This is a genomic window from Promicromonospora sp. NPDC090134, assembly GCF_044746965.1.
Classification (GTDB): Bacteria; Actinomycetota; Actinomycetes; order Actinomycetales; family Cellulomonadaceae; genus Promicromonospora.
Genome location: NZ_JBIVCZ010000001.1, coordinates 503,693 through 527,591, shown reverse-complemented (window position 1 = coordinate 527,591; position 23,899 = coordinate 503,693). Strand labels below are relative to the sequence as shown.

At 73.0% G+C, this 23,899-nt stretch carries 18 protein-coding genes; 5 read left to right on the top strand and 13 right to left on the bottom strand.

Annotated features, from left to right (window positions below; all coding sequences use genetic code 11):
- Window positions 1-33: 33 nt before the first annotated feature.
- The 3 genes from ACIPN7_RS02315 (at window position 34) to ACIPN7_RS02305 (ending at window position 2,979) form a co-directional block, all read left to right on the top strand.
- The gene (locus ACIPN7_RS02315) at window positions 34-627 is read left to right on the top strand and encodes a GNAT family N-acetyltransferase (RefSeq protein ID WP_400537581.1); all 594 of its coding nucleotides are present in this window, start codon (window positions 34-36) and stop codon (window positions 625-627) included.
- 34 nt (window positions 628-661) lie between these two features.
- On the top strand, window positions 662-2,362 hold the full coding sequence (locus tag ACIPN7_RS02310) for an Ada metal-binding domain-containing protein (protein WP_400537579.1): 1,701 nt from the start codon (window positions 662-664) through the stop codon (window positions 2,360-2,362).
- A gap of 68 nt (window positions 2,363-2,430) precedes the next feature.
- On the top strand, window positions 2,431-2,979 hold the full coding sequence (locus tag ACIPN7_RS02305) for a methylated-DNA--[protein]-cysteine S-methyltransferase (protein WP_400537577.1): 549 nt from the start codon (window positions 2,431-2,433) through the stop codon (window positions 2,977-2,979).
- Between the two features lie 84 nt (window positions 2,980-3,063).
- Here ACIPN7_RS02305 and ACIPN7_RS02300 read toward each other — a convergent pair whose 3' ends face one another.
- The 3 genes from ACIPN7_RS02300 to ACIPN7_RS02290 form a co-directional block, all read right to left on the bottom strand.
- Window positions 3,064-3,993: a carbohydrate ABC transporter permease gene (locus ACIPN7_RS02300; RefSeq protein WP_285101826.1), complete on the bottom strand. Its 930-nt coding sequence runs from the start codon at window positions 3,991-3,993 to the stop codon at window positions 3,064-3,066.
- Window positions 3,990-4,976 (bottom strand): carbohydrate ABC transporter permease, encoded by a 987-nt coding sequence (locus tag ACIPN7_RS02295; RefSeq protein ID WP_400537574.1) that lies wholly within the window; start codon window positions 4,974-4,976, stop codon window positions 3,990-3,992. The genes ACIPN7_RS02300 and ACIPN7_RS02295 overlap by 4 nt, the downstream gene beginning before the upstream one ends.
- A gap of 123 nt (window positions 4,977-5,099) precedes the next feature.
- A complete protein-coding gene (locus ACIPN7_RS02290) occupies window positions 5,100-6,494 on the bottom strand; it encodes an ABC transporter substrate-binding protein (RefSeq protein WP_400537572.1) in 1,395 nt (464 codons plus the stop codon).
- A 287-nt stretch (window positions 6,495-6,781) separates the two neighbouring features.
- On the opposite strand from ACIPN7_RS02290, the gene map reads away from it, so the two are divergent.
- The gene (map, locus tag ACIPN7_RS02285) at window positions 6,782-7,558 is read left to right on the top strand and encodes a type I methionyl aminopeptidase (RefSeq protein WP_400537570.1); all 777 of its coding nucleotides are present in this window, start codon (window positions 6,782-6,784) and stop codon (window positions 7,556-7,558) included.
- Between the two features lie 69 nt (window positions 7,559-7,627).
- On the opposite strand, the gene ACIPN7_RS02280 is transcribed toward map, so the two are convergent.
- The 7 genes from ACIPN7_RS02280 to ACIPN7_RS02250 all read right to left on the bottom strand — a co-directional run bounded on the left by ACIPN7_RS02280 (window position 7,628) and on the right by ACIPN7_RS02250 (window position 18,171).
- Window positions 7,628-8,446 carry an HAD family hydrolase gene (locus ACIPN7_RS02280; protein WP_400537568.1) on the bottom strand — a complete coding sequence of 273 codons (819 nt, stop codon included), beginning with the start codon at window positions 8,444-8,446 and terminating at the stop codon, window positions 7,628-7,630.
- 135 nt (window positions 8,447-8,581) lie between these two features.
- The gene (locus ACIPN7_RS02275; protein WP_400537566.1) at window positions 8,582-9,385 is read right to left on the bottom strand and encodes an HAD family hydrolase; all 804 of its coding nucleotides are present in this window, start codon (window positions 9,383-9,385) and stop codon (window positions 8,582-8,584) included.
- A gap of 116 nt (window positions 9,386-9,501) precedes the next feature.
- Window positions 9,502-10,773, bottom strand: a complete 1,272-nt coding sequence (gene serS / locus ACIPN7_RS02270; RefSeq protein ID WP_400537564.1) for a serine--tRNA ligase — start codon at window positions 10,771-10,773, stop codon at window positions 9,502-9,504.
- Window positions 10,774-10,783: 10 nt separating this feature from the next.
- Window positions 10,784-15,175, bottom strand: coding sequence for a hypothetical protein (locus ACIPN7_RS02265; RefSeq protein WP_400537562.1), 4,392 nt, complete (start codon window positions 15,173-15,175; stop codon window positions 10,784-10,786).
- A 26-nt stretch (window positions 15,176-15,201) separates the two neighbouring features.
- Window positions 15,202-16,320 (bottom strand): diacylglycerol/lipid kinase family protein, encoded by a 1,119-nt coding sequence (locus ACIPN7_RS02260; RefSeq protein ID WP_400537560.1) that lies wholly within the window; start codon window positions 16,318-16,320, stop codon window positions 15,202-15,204.
- A gap of 33 nt (window positions 16,321-16,353) precedes the next feature.
- A complete protein-coding gene (locus ACIPN7_RS02255; RefSeq protein WP_142032120.1) occupies window positions 16,354-17,151 on the bottom strand; it encodes a glycosyltransferase in 798 nt (265 codons plus the stop codon).
- A 195-nt stretch (window positions 17,152-17,346) separates the two neighbouring features.
- Window positions 17,347-18,171, bottom strand: a complete 825-nt coding sequence (locus ACIPN7_RS02250; protein WP_400537558.1) for a DUF5926 family protein — start codon at window positions 18,169-18,171, stop codon at window positions 17,347-17,349.
- Window positions 18,172-18,259: 88 nt separating this feature from the next.
- Between ACIPN7_RS02250 and ACIPN7_RS02245 the strand changes: the two genes are divergently transcribed.
- A complete protein-coding gene (locus tag ACIPN7_RS02245; protein WP_400537556.1) occupies window positions 18,260-19,561 on the top strand; it encodes a CoA transferase in 1,302 nt (433 codons plus the stop codon).
- A gap of 33 nt (window positions 19,562-19,594) precedes the next feature.
- Here the strand turns inward: ACIPN7_RS02245 and ACIPN7_RS02240 are convergent, their stop codons facing one another.
- From ACIPN7_RS02240 to ACIPN7_RS02230, 3 genes are all read right to left on the bottom strand, one after another.
- A complete protein-coding gene (locus ACIPN7_RS02240; RefSeq protein ID WP_400537554.1) occupies window positions 19,595-20,410 on the bottom strand; it encodes an LPXTG cell wall anchor domain-containing protein in 816 nt (271 codons plus the stop codon).
- 250 nt (window positions 20,411-20,660) lie between these two features.
- A complete protein-coding gene (locus ACIPN7_RS02235; RefSeq protein ID WP_400537552.1) occupies window positions 20,661-22,127 on the bottom strand; it encodes a hypothetical protein in 1,467 nt (488 codons plus the stop codon).
- 190 nt (window positions 22,128-22,317) lie between these two features.
- Window positions 22,318-23,859 carry a glutamyl-tRNA reductase gene (locus ACIPN7_RS02230; RefSeq protein WP_400537550.1) on the bottom strand — a complete coding sequence of 514 codons (1,542 nt, stop codon included), beginning with the start codon at window positions 23,857-23,859 and terminating at the stop codon, window positions 22,318-22,320.
- Between the last annotated feature and the right edge of the window lie 40 nt (window positions 23,860-23,899).

Here is a 23,899-nt window from a genome sequence, read left to right as displayed (position 1 = left end):
CCCGGGGCACCGCGCGCGTGGTGGGATGGCGCCATGCAGCACGATCTCCGCCTGGCCGCCCACGGCGTCCGCCTCGAACCGCTGACACGCGACCACGCGCCGGCCCTGTCCGCACTGGTCGACAACCAGCTCTGGGCCGGCATGACCAGCGCCCTCCCCGACACCGTCCCCGCGATGGAGGCGTACGTGGACGCCGCGGTCGCGGCGCCCGACCACCTCGCGTTCGCGGTGCTCGGGTCCGACGGCGCGGTGCGCGGCTCGACCCGGTTCTACGAGCTCAACACCGGGCAGCGCCGCGTCGAGATCGGCTCGACGTTCTACGGCCGGGACTGGTGGGCGGGCGCCACCAACCCGGCGTGCAAGCTGATGCTGCTGCGGCACGCCTTCGAGGAGCTGGGGCTGCGCCGGGTAGCGCTGCGCTGCGACGCGCGGAACACGAGGTCCCGCGCGGCGATCCTCAAGCTGGGTGCCCGCGAGGAGGGCCGGCTGCGCGCGCACCGCATCGCACCGGACGGCTCGGAGGGCGACACCCTGTACTTCTCGATCCTGTCGGACGAGTGGCCCGGCGTCCGCGGCGGCCTGGAGGCACGCCTGACGGCACTCACTGCCGTGTCTGAATCCCGCTAGCCGCCGCGCCCGGACGGGGCGCAGGATGGTGGACATGACCGACGTCGAGCTCCGCGATCCCGCGTTCACCGAGCGCTACCGCGCCATCGCCGCGCGCGACTCCCGCTTCGACGGGCAGTTCTACACCGCGGTCCGTACCACCGGAATCTACTGCCGACCCTCGTGCCCGGCACGCACGCCGAAGGCCGAGAACGTCTCGTTCTACCTGACGTCCGCCGCCGCGCACGAGGCCGGCTTCCGCGCGTGCAAGCGGTGCCTGCCCGAGGCCGCCCCGGGCACGCCCGCGTGGGACCTGCGCCGTGACCTCACGGGCCGCGCCATGCGCCTGGTCGCCGACGGCGTGGTCGACCGCGAGGGCGTCTCCGGCCTGGCGCAGCGCCTGGGCTACTCCGAGCGGCAGCTCCACCGGCTGCTGGTCGGCGAGCTGGGCGCCGGGCCGCTGGCCCTCGCCCGGGCGCAGCGCGCGCAGACGGCGCGCACCCTCCTGGTCGGCACCTCGCTACGCCTGGCCGACGTCGCGTTCGCCGCCGGGTTCGGCTCGATCCGGCAGTTCAACGACACCGTGGCCGAGGTCTTCGGCGCGACGCCGTCGGAGCTGCGCGCCCGCACCCGGCGCCCGGCGCGGTCGGGTACTCACGGTGAGATCGGTCGGACGTCGCGAGCTCGGTCGGTTGACGGACCGAGCTCAGGTCATCCGACCGATCTCGGTGCCACGGCTGGCGAGCCTGTGCGCATCTCGCTCACGCTGCCCGTGCGTGAGCCGTTCGACGCGCGCGGCGTGCTGGAGTTCCTGGCCGTGCGCGCGATCGAGGGCGTGGAGTCCGCGGACCTGGGGACGGACAGCGCGGAAGGCGCCGGGGGCACCACCGGCTCGTCCACCCCACCGAGCCCCGCACGAACCACCGCCCCCGTGCTCCGGTACGCCCGGACCGTCGTCCTGCCGCACGGCCCCGGCGCGTTCGAGGTGCGCGTGCCCCGCCCGGGCAGCGGACGCGTCGACCTGGACCTCGAGCTCGCCGACCTCGCGGACGCGCCGGTCGCCGTCGCGCGCGTGCGTCGGCTGCTGGATCTCGACGCCGACCCGGTCGCCGTCGACTCCTCGCTCGCGGCCGACCCGGTGCTCGGGCCGTCGGTCGCTGCGGTCCCGGGAATCCGGGTGCCCGGCACGCTGGACCCGGCCGAGCTGCTCGTCCGCGCGATCGTGGGGCAGCAGATCAGCGTCGCCGCCGCTCGGACGCACCTGACGCGGCTCGCGCACGGCGTGGGCACCCCGTACGTCTCGGCGTTCGAGGGCCTGACCAGGCTGTTCCCGACCCCGAGGCAGATCGCCGGTCCCCCTGAACCGGGCTCCGGCGACGTCCCGTCCGCTCAGGACGGCGCCGCCTACCTCCGGCTGCCCGCCCGGACGCTCGCGACCGTGCTCGGCGCGGCCCGGGACCTCGCGGACGGGACCCTCACCCTGAGCGTCGGCGACGACCCCGACGACCTGCGGCGTCGCCTCGTGGCCCGGCCGGGCATCGGCCCGTGGACGGCCGGGTACGTGGCGCTGCGCGTGCTCGGCGACCCGGACGTGCTCATGGACGGGGACGTCGCGCTGCTCGCCGGGGCCCGCAACCTCGGGCTGGTCTCCGCCGAGGAGTCCCGGCCCCACCAGTTCAAGGAGCTCGCCCTGCGCGGCGCGGCCTGGGCGCCCTGGCGCTCGTACGCCGCGATGCACCTCTGGCGCTCCGCCTGACGTGTCAGGCCTCCAGGTCACCCGAGTGACCTGTGCGTCCGACAGCTCGAACTCCCGGAAGGAAGAACATGAAGACCACGACCCTCATCACCCCGGACGGCCCCTTCAGCGTCGTCGTCGCGGCGGTCCCCGCCGTCGACGGCGGCCGGGCCGCCGCCGAGACGCGGGAGCAGGTGCTGGCCGCCGGCTGGACGGACGACGTCGGCGCGCTCCTCGCCCTGGTCCACCCGACGCTGCGCCCGTCGGGCGACGTCCGGGACACGCACCCGACGGGGCTGCTCGCCGAGGCCGCGGACGCCGTCCGCGCCTACTACGACGGCGACCACGGGGCGCCCGGGCGCGTCCCGGTGCTCCAGGCGAGCGGACCGTACCGGACGCACGCGTGGGACGTGCTGCGCGAGGTGAAGGCCGGCGAGCGGCTGACGTACAGCGAGTACGCGGCGCGGACCGGACGGCCGGCGGCCGTCCGCGCGGCGGCCGGGGCGTGCGCCATGAACGCGGCCGCGCTGTTCGTGCCGTGCCACCGCATCCTGCGCACGGACGGCACGCTCGGCGGGTTCCGCTACGGGCTGCCGATCAAGGAGAGCCTGCTGGCCCGCGAGGCCCCTTCGGCGTGAAGTTCGAGGCCCGGGTTTCTCCGCTTTGGCATCGCTCAAAGCGGAGAAAACCCGGGCCTCGAAGGGAACTTCGGCGGGATGGGGTCAGCCCTTGACCGAACCCGCCAGCAGGCCGCGCACGAAGTAGCGCTGCAGCGACAGGAACACGATCAGCGGCACGATCATCGAGATGAACGCACCGGCCGACAGCACGTGCCAGTCACCACCGCGCGAACCCGCGAGCTCGGCCACCCGGACCGTGAGCGGGAACGTGTTCAGGTCACCCATGACCAGCGCGACCAGCAGGTCGTTCCACACCCACAGGAACTGGAAGATGGCGAACGCGGCAAGCGCCGGGGTGAGCAGCGGCAGCACCACCCGGAAGAAGACCTGCACGTGGCCGGCGCCGTCCATGCGCGCCGCCTCGACCAGGGACCTCGGGATCTCCTTCATGAAGTTGTGCAGCAGGAAGATCGCCAGCGGCAGCGCGAAGATCGAGTGCGACAACCAGATGGTCCAGAACGAGCCGTTGATGCCCAGGTCCACGTAGGCCGACAGCAGCGGCACGAGCGTGATCTGGATCGGCACGATCTGCAGGGCGAACACCGCGATGAACAGGAAGTCCGCGCCCTTGAAGTCGACCCAGGCGAACCCGTACGCGGCCAGGAGCGCCAGGGTGATCGGGATGAACACCGCGGGCAGCGTGACCACGAACGAGTTCACGAAGAACACGATCAGGTTGGTCGACCCGTCGAACAGCGCGGTCTCGTAGTTCTGCAGCGAGAACACGCCCTCGCCGGCGAACGCCGAGCCGAACACCGTCCACCAGCCGCTCTGCCGGATGTCCAGCTCCGGCCGGAACGACGTGATGAGCAGGCCGACCGTCGGGATGGTCCAGAGGATGGCGATGACGACGGCGAGGGTGCTCGCCCACGGGTTGGACAGCGCCTTGCGTGCCTTGCGGGCACGGCCGCTGATGTCGGCCTTCGACCGGGGCACCTCGGGTGCCGCGTCGGCTGTCTTCACGGTGCTCATCGGACATCCTCCGAGAGGCGCTGCTGGCGCACGTTGTAGATGATCACCGGGATCACGATGACGAACAGCAGCACGGCCAGCGCCGCGCTCAGGCCCGCCTCGTTCTGCCGGAACCGCTGGTCGTAGAACTCCAGGGCCACGATCGAGGTGTTGAACTGGCCTGCCGTCATCGTTCTGACGATGTCGAACGTCTTGAGCGTCGTCATCGCGATGGTGGTGAGCACGACGACCAGGGCGGGCCGGATGCTCGGGATGGTGATGCGCCAGAACATGCCGACGCCGGAGACGCCGTCCAGCCGCGCGGCCTCGACGATGTCGTCGGGGATCGCCTTGATGGACGCCGACAGCAGCGTCATCGCGAAGCCCGCCTGGATCCAGATGAACACCACCATGATCAGGAAGGTGTTCAGCGGCCGGCTGAGCAGGAACTGCTGCGGCTCGCCGCCCAGCCAGACGATGAACTGGTTGAGCAGGCCGGTCTGGTTCACGCCTGCGGGCTTGAACTCGTAGACGAACTTCCAGATGATCGACGCGCCCACCATGGAGATGGCCATGGGGAGGAACACGAGCCCCTTGGCCAGCGCCTCGAACCGGCTCTTGTCGACCAGGTAGGCGTACACGAGGCCGAGGAACGTGGCGACCAGCGGCGCGACCAGCACCCAGAGCGCCGTGTTGCCGAGCACGATGAGGAACTGTGGCTCGGTGAAGGCCACGATGTAGTTGTCCAGGCCCACGAACTCCGTGCTGTTGCGGTTCATGAACGAGTTGATGATGGTGCGGATCGCCGGGTACACGAGGCCGATCGTGAGGAGCAGCAGCGCCGCGCCCACGAACCCGAAGCCGACGAACCAGCGGGAGGGATTTCGTGGCCGGTCGACCACGAAGAGGATGATGCCCATCAGCGCGACGAACAGCACGATCGCGATGATCATCAGCAGAAACTTGTGCCCGGTGTCATCCCCGGCATACAGCAGCCAGTCCATGGCTATCTCCTGTCGCTGTCCTGGTCCGGTCGTCCTTGACTGGTCCCACCCCTCAGACTAGGACGGCGGAGGCGTGGGACTCCAAGTCCCACGCCTCCGCGCGTCATGGTCGAGGGCCGGGCGTCAGTTCGACGGCCAGGAGTCCTCGATCCGGTCGGTGACCTGCTGGCTGCTCAGGTCGCTGGCGAACCATTCGGTGATGCCGTTCCAGAACGAGTCGGTACCGACCGCGGCCGGCATGAGGTCCGACGCGTCGAACCGGGCCACGGTGGCCGGGTCGGCGAGGATCTCGGCGGAGAGCCGGTCGAAGTCCGTCGCGAGCAGCTCCGGGTCCAGACCGCTGTTGGCGCTCACCCAGCCGCCGGCCGGGGTGGCCTGCGCCTTGGCGTTGGCCCAGTCCGCGCTGGACAGGTAGGTCTGGAAGGCCTGCACCTCGGGACGGTCGGCGAAGGCACCGATGAACTCACCGGCGACCAGCGTCGGCTTCTCGTCGGCCGTCTGCGCCGGCAGGTAGAACGCGTAGACGTCGCCGTCCGGGGCCACCTCGGTGCCCTCGGGCCACTGCGTCTGGTAGAAGTTCGCGGCGCGGTGCATCCAGCAGTTGCCGTCCAGGATCGGGTAGCCCGCGTCGGTCCAGGTGGACGTGGCGATCGAGTTGACGTCGCCGAGTCCGCCGTTCACGTACTCCGGGTTCTTGAGGATCTCGCCCGCGGTGTCGAACGCGTCGACGATCTGCGGGTCGTTGAACGGGATCTCGTGGGTGTACCACTGGTCGTAGACGTCCGGGCCCGCGGTGCGGAGCACGACGTCCTCGATCCAGTCGGTGCCCGGCCAGCCGGTGGCGTCACCGGACTCCACGCCCGCGCACCAGGGGCGGACAGCGCCCTCGTTGCCCTCGGCGATGGTGGCCGTGAGCTCCATCATCTCGTCCCAGGTCGTCGGGACCTCGTAGCCCGCCTCCTCGAACATCGAGGGCGAGTACCAGACGTACGACTTGACGTTGGAGCCCAGCGGCGCGGCGTAGAACGTGCCGTCGACGGTGCCGTACTCCTTCCACTCCGGGGCCCAGCCCTCGTCGACGTTGGCCTCGACCTGCTCCGGGGCCGGGAGGACCGCGTCGTAGTCGTTGACCAGCGTCTGGAGCAGACCCGGCTGCGGCAGGATCGCGATGTCCGGCGGGTTGCCGGCCTGGACGCGGACGGGAAGCTGGGCCTCCATCTCGCGCGAGCCCTCGTAGTTGATCGTCACGCCGGTGCAGTCCTCGAACGGCTTGTACGACGCCGTCTGGGTCTCCGCCTCCGGCTCCACGATCGTCGTGTAGACGCTGACCTCGGTGCCCTCGAGGTCACCGAACTCCTCATAGGCGGCGCAGTCGATCGTGGCCTGGGTGGCCTCGCCGCCGCCGTCCTCGCCGCCGCCGTCGTCGGTGTCGGCACAGGCCGCCAGGACCAGGGCCAGGCTCGCGCCGGTCGCCGCCAGGGCGACCACTCGGCGCTTGGAAGCCATCCGGATAGTCATCTCGTGCTCCTCCACTGCTTCGTGGGCTCAGAACCCTCTGACTTGCGGGTACGGACCGGCAGACTGCCGGGTTGCCCGACCTCAACGCAACCGTGGTTCTCGATCCAATGCAAGCCCATACAGCATCACCTTGCATTACGAAATCGTTGCAATCACCCCTGTGACCCATGCGGGGTGAAACCCCGGGTAGAACGCACGCAACGCGTCCGCGCGTGCCGGACGGCGTGTCGGCGGCGGGACGTAGGCTTGTCCCGCCAGAGCCCTGGTGCCCCTACGGAAGGACGGACATGATCGAGCTGAGGACGCCGCGCGAGATCGAGGAGATGCGCCCGGCGGGACGCTTCGTCGCCGACGTGCTGCTCGCCGTCCGCGAGGCCGCGGGCGTCGGGGTGAACCTCCTCGAGCTCGACGAGATCGCGCACAAGATGATCCGCGACCAGGGCGCCGAGTCGTGCTACATCGACTACCACCCGTCGTTCGGCGCGATGCCGTTCGGCAAGGTCATCTGCACCTCGGTGAACGACGCCGTGCTGCACGGCCTGCCCTACGACTACGCGCTCGAGGACGGCGACCTGCTGTCGATCGACTTCGCGGCGTCCGTGAACGGCTGGGTCTCCGACTCCGCGCTGTCCATCGTGGTGGGCGAGCCCGACCCGGCCCGCGCCGCGCAGGACGTCAAGCTGATCCGCACCACCGAGGTGGCGCTGGAGGCCGGCATCGCCGCCGCGCAGCCGGGCAAGAAGATCGGCGACATCTCCTCGGCGATCGCCGAGGTGGCGCACGCCGCCGGCTACTCGGTCAACACCGACTTCGGCGGGCACGGCGTGGGCCGCACCATGCACGGCGACCCGCACGTGCCGAACAACGGCCGGGCGGGTCGTGGCTTCCCGCTCAAGCCGGGCCTGGTGATCGCGGTCGAGCCGTGGTTCCTGGAGACCACGGACGAGATCTTCACCGACCCCGACGGCTGGACGCTCCGCTCGGCGGACGGCTCACGCGGTGCCCACTCGGAGCACACGATCGCGATCACGCCGGACGGCCCGCTGATCCTCACGGCGCGCTGACACTCGTCCCGCCGAAGTAGAACCAGGGCGAAGTAGAAGCGCTGGGGTTCTACTTCGGCAGGGTGGGCGTCAGATGAGGGTCTTCAGCGCCTGGATCACGCCGTGCTGCGAGATGTCGCCCACGGTCTCGTTCGCGATCGCCTTCACGGCGGCAGGAGCGTGGCCCATCGCGACGGCGCGGGCGGCCCAGCTCAGCATCTCGATGTCGTTCAGGCCGTCGCCGACGGCGAGCGTGTTGTGCCGCGGGACGCCGAGCGTGGAGCGGATGTTCTCCAGCGACGTCGCCTTGCTCAGGTGCCGCGGGGTCACGTCGATCCAGTCAGGCCCGGCCTCCGTGGCGGTCACGCCGTGCCGGCGGAGCGGCTCCAGCAGGTCCAGCACGTCGGGCCCCCGCAGGATCGCGCGCGAGGCGGGCATCATGCCCAGCTCGTCGACGCCGACCACGCGCTGGGCGCCGTTGACCTCGTGCGGCTCGAACAGCCGGTTCACGCGGTAGCCGATGCCGATCTCCTCGACGCCGATCTGCACGTCGGGGAACCGGCTCAGCGCCATCCTGGCCACGGGGCCGACGTCGAACGTCAGGACGTCCTCGAGCATGTAGCCGTTGGTGCACGTGGCGCAGAGCCGCGCCGTCACCGCGCCGTTGGAGGCGACCACCCAGCCGTCGGTGATCCCGAGCTCCTTGGCCACGGGCAGGATCCCCGTCAACGACCGTCCCGACGCCAGGACCACGTGATGCTTCCGGCCACGCACGAGCTGCACGGCCAGAACCGTCGGCCCGGGCACGGGCTGCCCGGTGACCAACAGGGTCCCGTCGATGTCGAGGGCGACCAGGTGAGGCGCATCGTTGCGCACCCGCATGGACACCGATTGGTCGTCCAGGATCATCACGTACCCCCATGGCACCGTGAGCGCCGTCACCCTTCGACGGATCGCGCCCAAATGTACAGGCATTCGCCCTGTGATCCATACCTTTGCACGGATAACTTTCACCCGCGTCGTCGCCCGCGGGATCTTGCCGACTCAGAGCAGCGAGCGGAGGACGTCCACCACACCGTCGTCGTCGATCGAGCCGGTCACGGCGTTTGCCGCAGCCTGCACCGGCTCGGACGCATGCCCCATCGCCACGCCCCGTGCTGCCCACCGCAGCATGTCGATGTCGTTGCTGCCGTCACCCACGGCGACGGTGTTCTCGGCCGCCACGCCGAGCTCCTTGCGTACCACTTCAAGGGCCGACGCCTTGGTCACGCCCTGCGGTGCGATGTCCATCCACGCGGACCAGCCGACGGCGTACGTGACGTCGTCGAACCCGAGACGCGCTGCGATCTCGTGGAACTCCGCGCTCGTCTCCCCGGGGCTGCGGACCACGACGCGCGTGACGTCGCCGGCCCAGAGCTCCTCGAAGTCCACCACGCGGTGCTCCCCGTTCAGCTCGCCCTCAGGAAAGAGCTCGGTCATCCGGAAGCCTACGCCGACATCCTCGACCGCGTAGCGTGCGTGCGGCAGCTCCACCTTGAGCATGCGCAGCACGGGTTCGGGATCGAACGTCTCGACGCGTTCCAGGGTATAGCCCATCGGCGCGGACGCGTCGATGCGCGCCGTGACGGCACCGTTCGAGGCGACGATCCACTCGTCCTCGATCTTGAGGTCCGCCGCGACGGGCGTCATCGCGATGAGCGAGCGCCCCGACGCCAGCACCACGTGGTGCCCGGCGGCACGGACGGCGGCGACCGCCTCGCGCGCCGCGTCGGACAGCACCTCGTCGTACGTGACGAGGGTGCCGTCGATGTCGAGGGCGATGAGCTTTCGTTCGGTGTCGCGGGCCACGCTCGCAGCCTACCGACCGGAAGATGAACGGCAGCGGACCGATGGGTCGTGATCGGCAGAATGTCAGGTGATCGGCGCCTCGAGCTGCCGATCACCTGACATTCGGCCGACCACCCTTACTTCACCGGCTCCAGGACCTCCAGGCCGCCCAGGTACGGGCGCAGGCCCTCCGGGACGTGCACCGAGCCGTCCGGCTGCTGGTGGTTCTCCAGGATCGCGACGATCCAGCGGGTGGTGCCCAGCGTGCCGTTCAGGGTCGCGACGTTCCGGGTCGAGCCGTCCTCGGTCCGCTCGCGGACCCCCAGGCGACGGGCCTGGAACGTGGTGCAGTTCGACGTCGAGGTGAGCTCCAGCCAGCGCTCCTGCGTGGGCAGCCACGCCTCGCAGTCGAACTTGCGGGCCGCCGAGGAGCCCAGGTCGCCCGCCGCCGTGTCGATGACGCGGTAGGGCAGCTCGACCTTGGCCATCATGGCCTCTTCCCAGCCCAGCAGGCGCTGGTGCTCGGCCGCCGCGTCCTCGGGGGCGCAGTAGCTGAACATCTCGACCTTGTGGAACTGGTGCACGCGGATGATGCCGCGCGTGTCGCGGCCCGCCGACCCGGCCTCACGGCGGTAGCACGCGCTCCAGCCGGCGTACCGCAGGGGACCGTCGGACAGGTCCACGATCTCGTCGCTGTGGTAGCCCGCGAGCGCCACCTCCGAGGTGCCGACCAGGTAGAGGTCGTCCTTCTCCAGGCGGTAGATCTCGTCGGCGTGCGCGCCCAGGAACCCCGTGCCCTGCATGGTCTCGGGCTTGACGAGGGTGGGCGTGATCATGGGCGTGAAGCCCTGCTCCACGGCCTGGTCCATCGCCATGTTGAGCAGCGCCAGCTCCAGCCGGGCACCGATGCCGGTGAGGAAGTAGAACCGCGCCCCGGAGACCTTGGCGCCGCGCTTGGTGTCGATCGCGCGCAGGCCCTCGCCGAGCTCCAGGTGGTCCTTGGGCTCGAAGCCCTCGGCCGCGAAGTCGCGGCGGGTACCGACCTGCTTGACCTCGATGAAGTCCTCCTCGCCGCCCGCGGGCGCGCCCTCGATCACGTTGGCGATCGAGTACAGCACCCGGTCGAGCTCCTGCTCGGCCTCGGCCGCGGCGGCCTGGTGCTGCTTGACGTCCTGCGCGAGCTGCTTGGTGTGGGCCAGCAGCGCCTGCTTCTCGTCGCCCTGCGCCTGCGCCACCTGCTTGCCCAGGGACTTCTGCTCCGCGCGCAGGTTCTCGAACTCGGTCAGAGAGGAGCGGCGGCGCGCGTCGGCGTCGAGCGCCACGTCCACGAGGTCGGGGTCGTCACCGCGGGCCACCTGGCTCGCGCGGACGACGTCGGGGTTGTCGCGCAGAAGTCGGAGATCGATCACGGGGACGAGCCTAACGGGGCTGTCGCTCTGAATTCGTCCGCAGCGCGACCATCGTGAGCAGCGGCACGGCGGGGATGAGAGCGATCATCGCGATCCGCAGCCCGAAGTCGTTGACCAGCGAGCCCAGGACCGCCATGACCCACATCGCGACCAGCGCCGGGCGCAGGAACTCCCAGCTCCGCTCCGCGCGCGTGAACCAGGCGGGCGTCAGGCGGTCCCGCCACTTCGCCGGGCCGAAGAGCGCGAGGCCGACCAGCACCAGGATCACCACGGTGGCCCAGACCGCCGGCCCGCCCGTGATCGAGTTCAGCGCGTAGAGCGCCTTGCGCAGCACGGTGGAGACCGCCTCGCCGTCGACCACCTGGCCGACGAACCGGCCGAGGTGCGAGCGCGACTCGGGCGGGCGCAGCCAGTCCAGGACGCCCACGAGGGCCACCACGCCGACGCCGGCCGCCGCGACCCAGGTGAACCGCCAGAGGGTGAGGCGCAGCCCGGACGCGGCGGTGGCGACCACCACGAACGCCGGGACGAGCACCAGGCCGCCGCCGAGATCCGCCCCGAGGGTGGGCCAGACGTCGACCGCCATCGCGATCACGCCCACGACGCTGACGGCCAGGGTGGCCAGGACCCGTCTGCCGCGCGACACGAGGAGCTGCGCCAGCGCGGCGGCGAGCACGATCGCCGCCACGGCGTACACCGAGAACGTCGGGTTGCCGAAGCCGTAGAACCGCGCGCCGAACGTCGGGGCGGAGCCGAGCGGCGCCGCCCGGTTCAGCGGCGTGCCGAACAGGGCGTCCACCGTGAGCGCGACGAACGTGATGCCCGCGACGACGGCGGGGGCCGCCCAGAGGGGTCGCCGTGGGGCAAGCAGGCTCAGGCCGGTCACGGCCGCCGTCACGAGCAGGGTGGCGCCCACGATCGCGAGGACAGGCAGGTCGAACCGCCACCAGCCGGTGAGGGAGACGAGGAACCCGCCCGCCGGGAGCGCGGTCAGCGCCGTGGCGGCGACGACGGCGGCGCGCCGCAGCCCGCCCGGCACGAACGCGACCCGCCGCGGCACCCACCAGCAGGCCGCCGCCAGGGCGAGGCCCAGCCAGAACGGCACGTCGACGAGCCAGATGTACGCGTCCCGGCGCACGTGGTCGCGCGCCGTCATGTCCGCGAGCTCGTCGGCGGTGAGCCAGGCCGAGGCGGGTCGCTCCCCGGCCCGCAGCAGCGGCGTCGGGTCGATGTCGGCGGGCAGGTCCACGCCGACGGCGTCGAGCACCGCCGCCGGGACGTCCATCAGCCGCGCCACCCCCTCGGTGCGGGTCGCCGTGCTGGCCAGGTAGCGCGGCAGCCCGTCGTAGTTCGCCGACGGGCGCACCAGCGCCGGCCCCAGCTCGAGCGCGTGCTCCGGCGTGGTGGCCACGTCGATCACGAGCACGGTCGCGTCCGCGGGAGCGGCGTCCAGCACGCGCCACACCGTGAGGTCGACGGCGGCGACGAGGTCGGCGCGGATCGCCTCGACCTGCTCGGCGCCGTCGGGCTGCTCCTCCAGGTCCGCCCGCTCGGCGACGTCCAGCAGCGCGGAGCCCGCGTCCACGAACGTGACGGGGCAGTCCCAGGCACCCGAGTCCGCGGCCAGCGCCGCGTCGAGGTCGAAGTACCGCCCGACGCTGCCGTCCCCCTCGGCGAGGGCGACCGCCGCACCCGGCCCGACGGCCGTCGTGCACTCGTCGGCGAGGGCGTTCCCGAATGTGCCGGGGTGGGCGGCGTAGCCGGAGCCGCGCTGCAGCGCGGTCAGCCGGTCCCACTGGTCGACGACGGCGGGACGGTCGCCCTCCGCGGTCCCGGCACCGGCCGCGGCGGCGTCCGTGGTGTCCTCGCCGGCGACGTCCGCGCCGTCCTCGCCCGCTCCGCCATCCGCCTGCGGTGTCACGGTGATCTCGTCGCAGATCCAGTGCCGGTCGGCGTCGCGCTCGTCGGCGACCTCCGCCAGGCGCCCGGCCGACAGGCTGAGCCACCCGCTGTCCGGGCACCGCGCCGCGCGCCCGTTGGGCAGGGTCAGGCCCGCGGCGTCCGCGCCGTCGGTGAGCATGCCGTAGAGGGTGGGCGCGGGGGCCGTACCGGTGTCGAGGGACGGCTGGACGTCGGTCCAGCGCAGGCCCTGCGTGCCGATCACGACCACGTTCTCGCCGGGCGGCACCACCGGCTCCGCACTGCTCAGCGAGCCCGACTCCTCGCCGGCGGCCTCGGCGCCGGGCACGGGCAGCACGGCCGCCGCGAAGAGCAGGCTGAGCAGCAGCGCGCCGGACAGGCCCAGCACGGCCGACGGCACGCGGCGGACCGGCTCGGTGTGTCGGCCGGACGGCAGCCAGCCGCGGGCGCCGAGGAACCGGGTCACCAGGTCCGGACGCGCCGCGAGCAGCGCGACCAGGGCGAACGGCACGAACAGCGTGAGCCCGCGCAGGCGGTCCCCGAAGTACGGCGCGGCGTCCACGGCGACGGTCACGAGCGCGACGGCGGTCACGGCCGCCACCCCGAGCCACACCGGCCGGGTGGGCCGCTGCGTCTCGCGGGTGCGGGCGCCGTCGCCGAGCACCGAGCCGGCGCTCGTCGCCGTGCGGCGGCGCGCCGCGTAGGCCGCGAGCCCACTCGCCAGGACCAGCCCGGCCACCGCGTAGATCACGAAGGCCACGTCCGAGAACCCGTAGAAGCGGTCCGCGGTGGCGAGCGACGGACCCAGGAGCGAGGCCTGCAGCAGCGTGAACCCCGTGACCCCGTCGATCGTGAAGACCAGCCAGGTGAGGCCCGCCGCCGCGACCGCGTTGCGCCACGGAGCCGCAGGGAGGAGCCGCGAGACGCCCCGGATACCGAGCGCGACGGCGACCGCGGCCACCGTCAGCGACAGGGCCAGGCCGAACTCCGGCGCGGGCCACACCCACCACCGGGAGAGCGTCGCCAGGCTCGCCGCGGCCGGCGCCGACACCGCGAGCAGCGCGGCGCTCAGGGCCAGCCGCTGCCGGTACGGCCCGGGCTCCCGCCGCGGACGCGCGGCGCGCCGCGGCAGCACCAGGACCAGTACGGCGATCAGCAGGAACAGGACGATCACGCCGGCGAAGGCGGGCACCTGCGCGGGGATCGTGTCGGCCAGGACGTTGATGTACTGCCGGTTCTCGACCGTGCGGGCGACCGTGGTCCGCCGCGGCTCGCCCACCTCGATCGGCGAGCCGTCGATCGAGGGCTCCTCGAGCGCCTGGTCCTGCCCGGGCTCCTCGGCCTCGGGGTCCGGGAGAGCGCCGGCGGCCTCGGCGGCGGTGGCCGTGAGGTCGGTGAGCTGCACGAACCCGGTGCTCCGCGACGCGTCCGACGTCAGCCAGCGCACCCGGGGGACGTCCACCACCCAGTCCACGACGACCTGGAGGCCCTGCTGGGTGAGCGGCGTGTCCGCGACGCCCGCCACGAGCACGCGCGTGCCGGCGGGCAGGCTCCGGGTCAGGCTGCTGAGCGTGCCGTCCAGCGTCTCCAGTGCCTGGGCCCGCTCCGGCCCCTCGGGCAGGCTGCCGGCGTCGACGACGGTGACGGGGCACTCCGTGAGGGCGTCGTCCCAGGCCTGGCCACGTGCACCGAAGGTGCTCGCGGAGCCCTCGGCGCCGTCCGAGGTCAAGGCGTCCAGCGAGGGGACGTACCGGCCCACGGTCCCGTCCGCGCGGGCGAGCATGACGGCGGCGCCCGGCCCGACCGCCGTCGAGCACGCGTCCGCCTCGTCCAGCATCTCGCCGAGGAGGCCGGGGGCGGGTGCCTTCTCGCGCTCGGCGGTCCCGGCGACCTCCTCCTCGTCCTCGTCCTTCTCGGGGAGCTGCGCCCAGTCGTCCACCGTGGCACGCGTCGGCTCCGCGTCGCCGGAGCCCTGCGCGGCACCCGTCGCGGGCTCGGGCACCGGCGTGCACGACGTCGCCCCGCGTGCCTCGCGCTCCTCTCCGTCCTGGCCCTCGGGGTCCGGCTGGTCGGCGCGCTCGGCGCTGCCGGCCGAGACCGTCCGGCTGCCCGCCGAGAGCGTGAGCCACGCGTCCAGCGGGCAAGTCGCGGGCGCCGCGGTCCGCACGTTGATCGACGCGACGGAGCCGCCGCCGATCATGTGCCACAGGGTCGGGGTGGTGCTCCGGGAGACGTCCGTCCACCGCAGCCCGGCCACGCCGACCACCACCACGGGCGCGGCGGGTGCGGGCTCCGCGGCCTCGCCGGAACCGCCGTCCGCGGCGGTCGTGGTCCCGGCCCCGGGCGCGGGCGTCGCCACGGCCGCGGGCACGGATCGCGGGGCCGCCGACGCGGTCGTCGGGCCGATCAGGCCCAGCAGGGCCGCGACGAGCATGACGAGGGCCGCGGGCACGGTCAGTGTCCGGGTGGAGCGGGGATTCACCCGCCCAGGGTAGATGGCCGCGGCCGTCACGGGGCCCGGACCAGGAGCGCGCCCGGCTGGACGCGCACGTCGACCTCGACGGCCCGGCCGAGGGGATCCCCGTCGACCTGTGCCTCCTCGCCCGCGGGCACGCGGATGCGCGCCCGGCGGGCCTTGGTGTGGTCGATGCGGCCGAGCTTCTCCGGCAGCTCGTTCCGGACCCCCACCCCCTGCATGGCGATCTCGAGGGTGAGCTGGGCCCAGCCGAGCACCCCGCCGCGCACGTCGACGGCGGCCACGTCGAGCACCCCGTCGTCGAGCACGGCGTCGGGCAGCAGGGTGACGCCGCCCGGCAGCATGCCGCAGTTGCCGACCATGATCGAACGGGCACGCGCGTCCACCGGCGGGTCGTCGTCGAGCTGCAGGGTGGCGCGCATCCGCCGGGCCTGCATGTGGGACAGCCCCGCCACGAAGTAGGCCACCCAGCCCACCTTCTTCTTCAGGTCGGAGTCGGCGGTGGCGACCATCGCGGCGTCGAAGCCCAGGCCGGCGATGACCAGGAAGATGTGCTCGCGGTCCGTGTCGGGCTCGTGGTCGGGCTGGTTGGGGTGCTCGTCGTTGCGCGGGGTGTCCGCGAACTCCATGACCCGCAGCCAGCCGACGTCGATGGCCCGCGTGCGCCCGGCCAGGATGACGTCGAGCGCCTCGTCCATGTTGGTCAGCGGCAGCTCGAGGTTGCGCGCCAGGAGGTTGCCCGTGCCCACCGGCAGCACGCCCATCGGCTTGTCCGAGTCGACCATGGTCTCGGCGACGGCGCGCACCGTGCCGTCGCCGCCGGCCGCGATCACGATGTCCGCGCCGTCGTCCAGCGCCTGCCGGGCCTGCCCCTTGCCGGGGTCGTCGATCGTGGTCTCGTACCAGAGCGGCTCCGGGAGCCCGTTCGCCGCGCAGTGCGCCCGCACCCGGGCGGGCAGGCCGCTCGCGTGCACCTTGGACGGGTTCACGACCACCGCTATCTGCCGGGCCGCCTGCACGCTCTGCGGCACCGCGCGCCGGCCCTCCCGACGACGCATCCAGGCCTGCTGCGACCATGCGCCGACGGCGATGGCGAGTGCCAGTACCCCGATGACGATCGCGATGATGCCAAGCCAGACCTGCCACTCCATGAGGTCAGGGTACGGGGCGGGCCTGAGGGTCGATCAGCTGCGGACGTTCGACCCCGCGTGCCGCACGGCGTCCACCGCGCCGCGCATCTTGCGCGCGTTCACGGCCAGCAGGACGTCGCGGTACTGGGCCGCCCGGTGGATCTGGCCCTTGAGGTCGTTGGCGGAGGCCCGGTGCTTGAGGTCGCACGGCACCTCGACGGCGACGTACCCCTTGCGCAGCAGGTCGATGGTCATGCCGGTCTCGACGCCCCAGCCGCGGGCGAGCGGCGTGGCCGCCTCGAACGCCTCGCGGGTGAGGCACCGCATGCCGGACAGCGGCTGCGACGGGCTCCACCCCGTCATGGCCTCGATGGCCCGGCGGGACGCGCCGACGACGACACCCCGGCCACCGGCGCCGGCCTGCTTGGGCAGCAGCGCGATCGCGAGGTCGGCGACGCCCTCCCGGACCGGGCGCACGAGGGGTGCGGTGTTCACGGCGGTGTCGCCGAGGTCACCGTCGATGAACATGAGGAGACGCGGGGGGCGCCCGTCGGCGTCGCGCATCGCCACCACCGCAGCGCCAGTCTCCATCGCGGCGGCCTTGCCGCGGTTGTGGGAGTGACGCACGACGACGGCGCCCGCGGCGCGCGCCACGTGCTGCGTGTCGTCCTCGGAGCCGTCGTCGACCACGAGCACGAGGTCGACATGGGGGATCGCACGCGCAGAGCGCACGGTGGCGGCAATGCGCTCGGCCTCGTCCTTGGCGGGAATGATGGCCGCCACCCGCTGGACGTTCTTGCCTGCCTGTGCATTGCCGGGACGCGTGGTCTTCGCGACCGGGAGAGCGTTCACACCTGTCCTGCCTGAAGCGTCGATTTGCCGTGGTGAGTGTTCGGATAGCCCTTTGCTTGGTGAGTGCAAAGGTTTACCCCTGGAATCCTACTCCCTTGGTCCGCTAGTTGCCGAAACCTGGGCCGCTCGTGGCGATCCTCGGTGACTGCCGTAGCGTTCCGGGCCGCTCGCGCGCGACCGGCCGGGGCGTCCGGACTAGCGCAGGGTGACCTGGCGAGAGACGATACCTGCTCTTGCGCGTCGCTCGTTCGCATCAAGCGGCTCCTTGATGGAAAGTGCTTTCGCGAGCTTCTCGCCGAGCTCGGCCACGGGACCCTCCAGGTCCGCGGCCTCGGTACCCTTCGGCAGCTCCCAGACCGGGACGACCAGGCCCGACGCACGAAACGCTCCCACGAACCTTCCACCCGCGAGCCCTGACTCGCGCTTTGCGTGCAGGCGGGAGATCGCGTCGATGACGTCGTCCTCCGGCTCGGGGCGTGCCCAGCGGAGGAACTCGCGCGACATGCTGCACCAGTAGGCGGACTCGACCGAGGTGACCTTGACGGTGGGGATCGCGCCGTCGGCCGCGTCCTCCAGGTTCTGCTTGAGCTCCGGCGTCACGTCGGCGCTCGGGTCGAGCCAGTAGTCGAACGTGTCGTGCACGGTGACCTCGAACGGCACGCTCAGGTCAAGCACGTCCTGCAGCCGCGGGCCCTCGCCCGGCAGCTCACCCGACTCCACGGCCGTACCCGGCTCCAGCTCCATCGCCTCCAGCAGGGCGGCGGCGAGGTCGCGGCTCACGTCGCCCGAGCCGACGATGCCCTGCACGGCGAGCAGGAGCGTGCCGTCGGCCCGGTGCAGCGCGGTCCAGGCACCGGGCAGGAGCGTCACCACCGTGACGTCGCGGGAGCCGTACTCGGCGGTGGTGCGGGCGGTCGCGGTCGCCGACGGGACGATCTCGCGCATCGCCACCCAGTCGGTCTCCCCGGGGAGACCTTCGAAGGGCCGGAGCACGAAGTCGGAGGAGGGGTTCTTGGCCATGCGGCGAGTGTATCCGCGCGCATGGTCGCAGATCTGTCCGGCCGGTGATGTTTCGGGGCAGTCCGTCGGACGGGACCATGATGGAACCGTGGAACCCTGGCTCGCCGCGCACCTGCCCGTGCTCGATCTCGCGCTGGACGCCGTCCGCGCCGTGCAGCGCGCGGCCGCCCGTGCGGGCCGGCGGGCGGCCCCCGTCGACTCCGCGCTCCTCGACCCCGCAGTCCTCGACCCGGCCCGCACCGACCCCGCCCGGGTCGCCGTCGGCTTCGCGTCCGACCGCGTCCTCGCGCTCGACGGGCAGCCGGTGCAGGGCTTCGCCCCGCTCTCCGGCTTCTTCGCCACGGCCGACGGCTGGGTCCGCACGCACGCGAACTACCCGCACCACCGCTCCCGCCTGACGGCGCTCGCCGGGCTGCCCGACGACGTCGGCCGGCCCGCCTTCGCCGAGCGGCTCACCGAGCTCTCGGCACAGGACCTGGAGGACCGGGCCGCCGAGGCAGGCGCGATCGTCGCGCGCGTCCGGACCGAGCAGGAGTGGCGGGAGTCCGCGCCGGGGCGCGCCGCGGCGTCGGGCCCGCTGGTGCGGACCCGGGTGCGCGGACCCGCGACCGGAGCGGGAACCCGCCCGGCGGGCGGGGCGCCGCTGGCCGGCGTCCGGGTGCTCGACCTGACCCGGGTCATCGCAGGACCGGTCGCCACGCGCACGCTCGCGCTGCTGGGCGCGGACGTGCTGCGGGTGGACCCGCCGGAACCCGCCGAGATCGAGTGGCAGCACCTCGACACGGGGCAGGGCAAGCGCAGCGCCGTCCTGGACCTCCGGGACGCCCGCGACCGCCGCACGGCCCAGGACCTGCTCGACGCCGCCGACGTGCTCGTGACCGGCTACCGGCCCGGCGCGATCGAGGCGTTCGGCCTCCGGGTGCCGCCCGGCACGGTGACCGGGCGGGTGTCCGCCTGGGGCGACGCGGGCCCGTGGGCCGACCGCCGCGGCTTCGACTCGATCGTGCAGGCGGCCGGCGGCATCGCGCTGCTGGAGGGCCGCGACGGGACGCCGGGCGCGCTGCCCGCCCAGGCGCTCGACCACGCCTCGGGGTACCTGCTCGCGGCGGGCGTCGTGGACGCCCTCACGCTCCGGCGCGACGACGGCCTCGGCCGCGACGTCGCGGTGTCGCTCGCGCGCACCGCGGTCTGGCTGCTGGACCTGCCGGGACGCGACCCGGCGCACCCGGCCGCCGCGACGGGGTCCGGCACGGGGACGGAGCGCAGCGGGACCGTGACGCACGCGGGTGTCACGACCGCACGGCCGGTGCTTCCGGGGTACGCCGACTACCCGTACCCCGCGCACCCGTGGGGCACGGACGCGCCGGGCTGGCGGCCCTTCCCCGGCTAGGGGCGGGCTCGCCGACCGGGCGTGGGCGTCCGGTCAGGCGCGGATGCGGCTGCGGCGGGCGACCAGGAGCGAGGCGGCACCGCCGAGGACCAGGGCGCCGGCGGCCGACGTCAGGGCGGTGGCCTCGGCGCCGGTCGTGGCGAGCCGGACGGGAGCGTCCAGCGTGGCCTCGGTGAGCGAGCCGGACTGCTGCTCGGTCGTGACGGCGGTGTCCTCGCTCGGCACGTAGGCGGTGAGCTCGGCCCCGGCGGTGTCGGCCTCGGTCGGGCCCTCCCACTGCTGACCCGGCGCCTGGACGGCCACCGGCGGCTCCGACGCCTCGACCTGCACGGGGGCGACGACCTTCGCGGGGGCCTCGGCCTCGGCGGCCGCGGGCTTCTCGGCGGGCGTGGTGGTCTGCTCGACCTCGGTGACGACCTGCGGCCGCGCCTCGGCGGCGGCCTCGTTGGCCTCCTCCACGTACTCCCGGACGGCCTCGCGGACCTTGTCCCGGTCCTCGTCGGTCCAGTCGCGCTGGTTGCCCTGGGTCGTCGCGCCGCGGCCGCAGCTGCCGTCCTCGGACCGGCCGTCCTTCGAGCCGCCGTACTGCGCCACGTCGTAGTCGGGCTCCGCGTAGCTGGCCGGCTGGTACGAGCGCGGGGCCTGGGCCTCGCGGCCGCGGTCGTGCCCACGGTCGTTCCCGCGGTCGTAGCCCGCGGAGTGCCCGTCCGGCCCGTCGTGCCCGTGGCCCTCGTGCGCCATCGCCGGGCTGGCGACGGCGGTCGCCGCGGTGGCGAGCGCGATCGTCGCCACGACGCGGGCGGCCGCGGACCTGGCGACGGACGAAGGCTTGACGGCGGCGTGCTTCATGAGAGCTGCTCCAGCATGGTCGGCTACAACGGCCCGGAACCCGGGACGCCACGACGCTACCTGATCGGTAATAGCCGGAAAAAGGGGTAGACCGGAAAAACCTGAAGCGATGGTAACGATTCGATAACAACGGACACAGGAATGGAACCTTCTGAAAGCGCCGGAGAACGCAAACGGGGTGGAGCACCAATGGCGCTCCACCCCGCTACGTCAAGACCGAAGAGGCTGGGGTCCTCCCGGGGAATTCAGCTCAGGAAAGACCTCCCAGCAGACCGCCGGTGAGGCCGCTCACGGCACCGCCGGTGAGGCCGTCCACGGCGCCGGTCACGCCACCGACGGTGTCCTTGACGGCGCCGCCGGCGACGCCCTCGACCGTGCCGGTCACGGTCTTCACGACGGGCTTGGCCACGCCGTCCACGACGACGTCCTTCACGACGGGCTTGGCAACACCCTCGACGACGACGTCCTGCACCAGCGGCTTCGCGACGCCGTCGACGACGGTGTCCTTCACGACCGGCGTGACGACGCCGCTCACCACGTCGCCCTTGACGACGTTGCCGACGACACCGCCGAGCACCACGTCACCGACGACGGGCTTGGCCACGCCGTCCACGACGCCCGGCACGACGTCGCCGGTCACGGTGCCGACGGCACCCGGCACGACCGAGCCGGTCACGTTGCCGACGGTCGAGGTCACGCCCGGGACCACGCCGTTCTGCACGGCGCCCACGGCACCCGGCACCACGCCCGTGGCGACCGGCTTGACGACGCCGTCCACGGCGACGTCGCCCACGACCGTCTCGACCGCACCGGCGGCCGGGGTGGTGACCTTGGCAACGAGGCCCGGAACGGAGGCGACCACACCCGGCACGTTCGAGACGACGCTGTTCACGACGCCGCCCACGCCACCGAGCACGCCCGGCAGGTTGGCCGTAAGGCCGGCGACCGGAGCGGTCACGCCGCCCAGGACGTTCGGCACGTTGCGGATCACGTCGGCCACGGTGGCCGGCACGCCCTCGACGGCGCCGGTCGCGACGCCCGTCACGGTGCCCGTGGCGCCGTTCACGACGTCGCCCTGCAGCACGCCACCGGCGACGCCGTTCACGACGTCACCCTGCAGCACGCCGCCGGTCACGCCGGACACGGCACCGCCGGCCACGTTGTTGACGACCCCGCCGGCCACGCCGTTGACGACGTCACCCTGCAGCACGCCGCCGGTCACGCCGGAGACGACGCCGGTCGCGGTGCCCAGGGCCCCGCCGCCGAGCACGTTGGCCAGCGCCGCCTTGGCGGTGCCGGTCACGCCGGACACGGCCGAGCCGCCGGTCACGCCGCCGACGACCTCGGAGACGACCTGGGGCGCGGCACCCTGGAGGGCGCCCGAGACGTACTGCGCCGGCTCGTAGTTCGGCGCGAGGGCCGTGGTGGGGGCGATGGAGGCGGGCAGCTCAGCCTTCTTCGCCACGTCCGTGACCACGTCGGTCGCGGGGAGCGAGCCGGTCAGCTCGCTGAGGTCGATCGAGGTCGACGAGAGGGCGGGGACCGCCGACTTGAGGCCCTCGGCGGTGGTGCCGAGGTCCCCGAGGGAGTCCAGCGGCGAGGCCTCGGCGGCCATGGCCGGCGCAGCCATGCTCGTGGCCGCGGTTGCGATGGCGACGGTCGCGATGGTCCGCGCGCCCGCCGATGCGGTCTTCTTCTTGTGTGCTGCGTGCTTCAAAAGGTGCTCCAGCATCTCGATGCGCAAATGCGCGTTCGGTCCTTGAGCCACCGAACTTAGCCCGCACCCCCGGGTGAATAAAATCACCCTGATCACGATTCGGTAACGATGGACGAATTGGACCCTGGATGCCAGTCCGCCCGGCATATCCGGACAATCGCCGCCGGTTGGTTATCGGCGCGCGGACTGGTTATCGGCTGGAGCGGTGGTCGGCGTCCCGCTGGGTGGACGCCGTCATCGTCAGGGCCACGGCGCCCTGGACCAGTGCGGACTCCGCGGCCCGCGCCTCGGCGGTGGCCCGGGCCCGGACGGCGACGATCTTGTCGTGCAGCTCGGCGTGCACCCGCTTGCGCACGTCGCGGGCGATCACATCGACGTCGGACTCCTCGGGGGCCGGCTCGCCGCGCAGGGCGAGCTCGCCGGTCAGCCGCGCGACGGCGGCGTCGACCTCGGCCACGACCCGGACCTCGGCCTCGTCGAGCAGCGCGACCACCGCGGCGTCGGCCTCCCGGCCCAGCCGCGTCTCCTCGAAGCGCCGGGCCGCGGTGTCCACGATCCCCTGCGCCTGCGCGACGACGTCGTGCGCGACCGCGGGGGCGTGCGCCTTCAGCGTGGCGAGGTCGTAGAGCAGCACGCCCTCGACGTCGGCGACCCGCGGGTCCACGTCGCGGTGCAGGGCGAGGTCCAGGATCACCAGGGGGCGGGGCTCCGGCTCGTCGCCGGCCCGGTCCGCGGCGCGCTCCCGGGCACGCACCACCGCGGCGGCGTCGAGCACGTGGCCGAGGCTCGCCTCGGGGCCGGCCTCGCCCGACAGGCCGCGCGGGAGCGTGGTCTGGCCGCCGAAGTTCCCGGCGACCATGTCGCCGAGCGCCACCTCGTCGGTGCCGGCCTCGTCGGTGCCGGCCTGGTCGGTGCCGGCCTGGTCGGTGCCGGCCAGATCTCCGTCGGCCCGCGCCGCGAGCGCCCGGCCCCGGGCGCCGCTGCAGCTCACCACGATGTCGGCGTCGGCGAGGGCCTGGACGAGCGAGTCGACCGGCCGCACGCCGTGCGACTCCGCGAAGGCCTCGGCGCGGCCGGACTGCGAGTAGACGGAGATGTCCTCGCAGCCGCGGGCCCGCAGGGCCGCGACCGAGGCGCCCGCGTACGAGCCGGTGCCGATCAGCACGGCGCGCGCGCCGTCCCACGGCGGCAGCTCGCTCTCGGCGAGGTCGAGGGCGAGCGCGACGACGGACCGGCCCGCGGCGCCGAGCTCCGTGTCCGTGCCGACCCGCTTGGAGGTGCGCGACGCCGTCTGGAACAGGAGCTCCAGGGTCTTGGACGTGGTCTCCTGCTCGCGGGCGATCGCCAGCGAGCGCTTCACCTGGCCGGCGATCTCGCGCTCGCCCACGACCATCGCGTCCAGCCCCGACGCCACGGCGAACAGGTGCTCCGTGACCTCCGGCCCGGTGCGGACGGTGAAGCTGCGGGCAGCGACGTCGCCGGTCACGCCCGACGCGTGGGCCACGAGCTCGGCCACGTGGCGCGTCGCGTGCCGCACGCTGTCGCCGCTCAGCGGCGCGTCGACGTCGAGATAGAGCTCGAAGCGGTTGCACGTGGAGATGACCACGGCACCGGCGACGGGGCCGCACGTACCCACGACGACACGACCCACTGACGACGAACCCGTGGACAGGCGCTCCAGCGCGTCGAGATCGAGCTCGCGGTGGCTGGCGGTGAGGGAGAGGAGAACCACAGTGCTCCAACTTTATGCACCGTGGCCGGGCAGGGCAGAA

Excerpts from the sequence above, each read along its gene's own strand:
- ACIPN7_RS02310 (WP_400537579.1), top strand. The coding sequence starts at position 662 with ATGACCGACGTCGAGCTCCGCGATCCCGCGTTCACCGAGCGCTACCGC.
- ACIPN7_RS02290 (WP_400537572.1), bottom strand. The coding sequence starts at position 6,494 with ATGACTATCCGGATGGCTTCCAAGCGCCGAGTGGTCGCCCTGGCGGCG.
- ACIPN7_RS02315 (WP_400537581.1), top strand. The coding sequence starts at position 34 with ATGCAGCACGATCTCCGCCTGGCCGCCCACGGCGTCCGCCTCGAACCG.
- ACIPN7_RS02295 (WP_400537574.1), bottom strand. The coding sequence starts at position 4,976 with ATGGACTGGCTGCTGTATGCCGGGGATGACACCGGGCACAAGTTTCTG.
- ACIPN7_RS02280 (WP_400537568.1), bottom strand. The coding sequence starts at position 8,446 with ATGATCCTGGACGACCAATCGGTGTCCATGCGGGTGCGCAACGATGCG.
- map (WP_400537570.1), top strand. The coding sequence starts at position 6,782 with ATGATCGAGCTGAGGACGCCGCGCGAGATCGAGGAGATGCGCCCGGCG.
- ACIPN7_RS02250 (WP_400537558.1), bottom strand. The coding sequence starts at position 18,171 with ATGGCCAAGAACCCCTCCTCCGACTTCGTGCTCCGGCCCTTCGAAGGT.
- ACIPN7_RS02260 (WP_400537560.1), bottom strand. The coding sequence starts at position 16,320 with ATGGAGTGGCAGGTCTGGCTTGGCATCATCGCGATCGTCATCGGGGTA.
- ACIPN7_RS02240 (WP_400537554.1), bottom strand. The coding sequence starts at position 20,410 with ATGAAGCACGCCGCCGTCAAGCCTTCGTCCGTCGCCAGGTCCGCGGCC.
- ACIPN7_RS02300 (WP_285101826.1), bottom strand. The coding sequence starts at position 3,993 with ATGAGCACCGTGAAGACAGCCGACGCGGCACCCGAGGTGCCCCGGTCG.
- ACIPN7_RS02305 (WP_400537577.1), top strand. The coding sequence starts at position 2,431 with ATGAAGACCACGACCCTCATCACCCCGGACGGCCCCTTCAGCGTCGTC.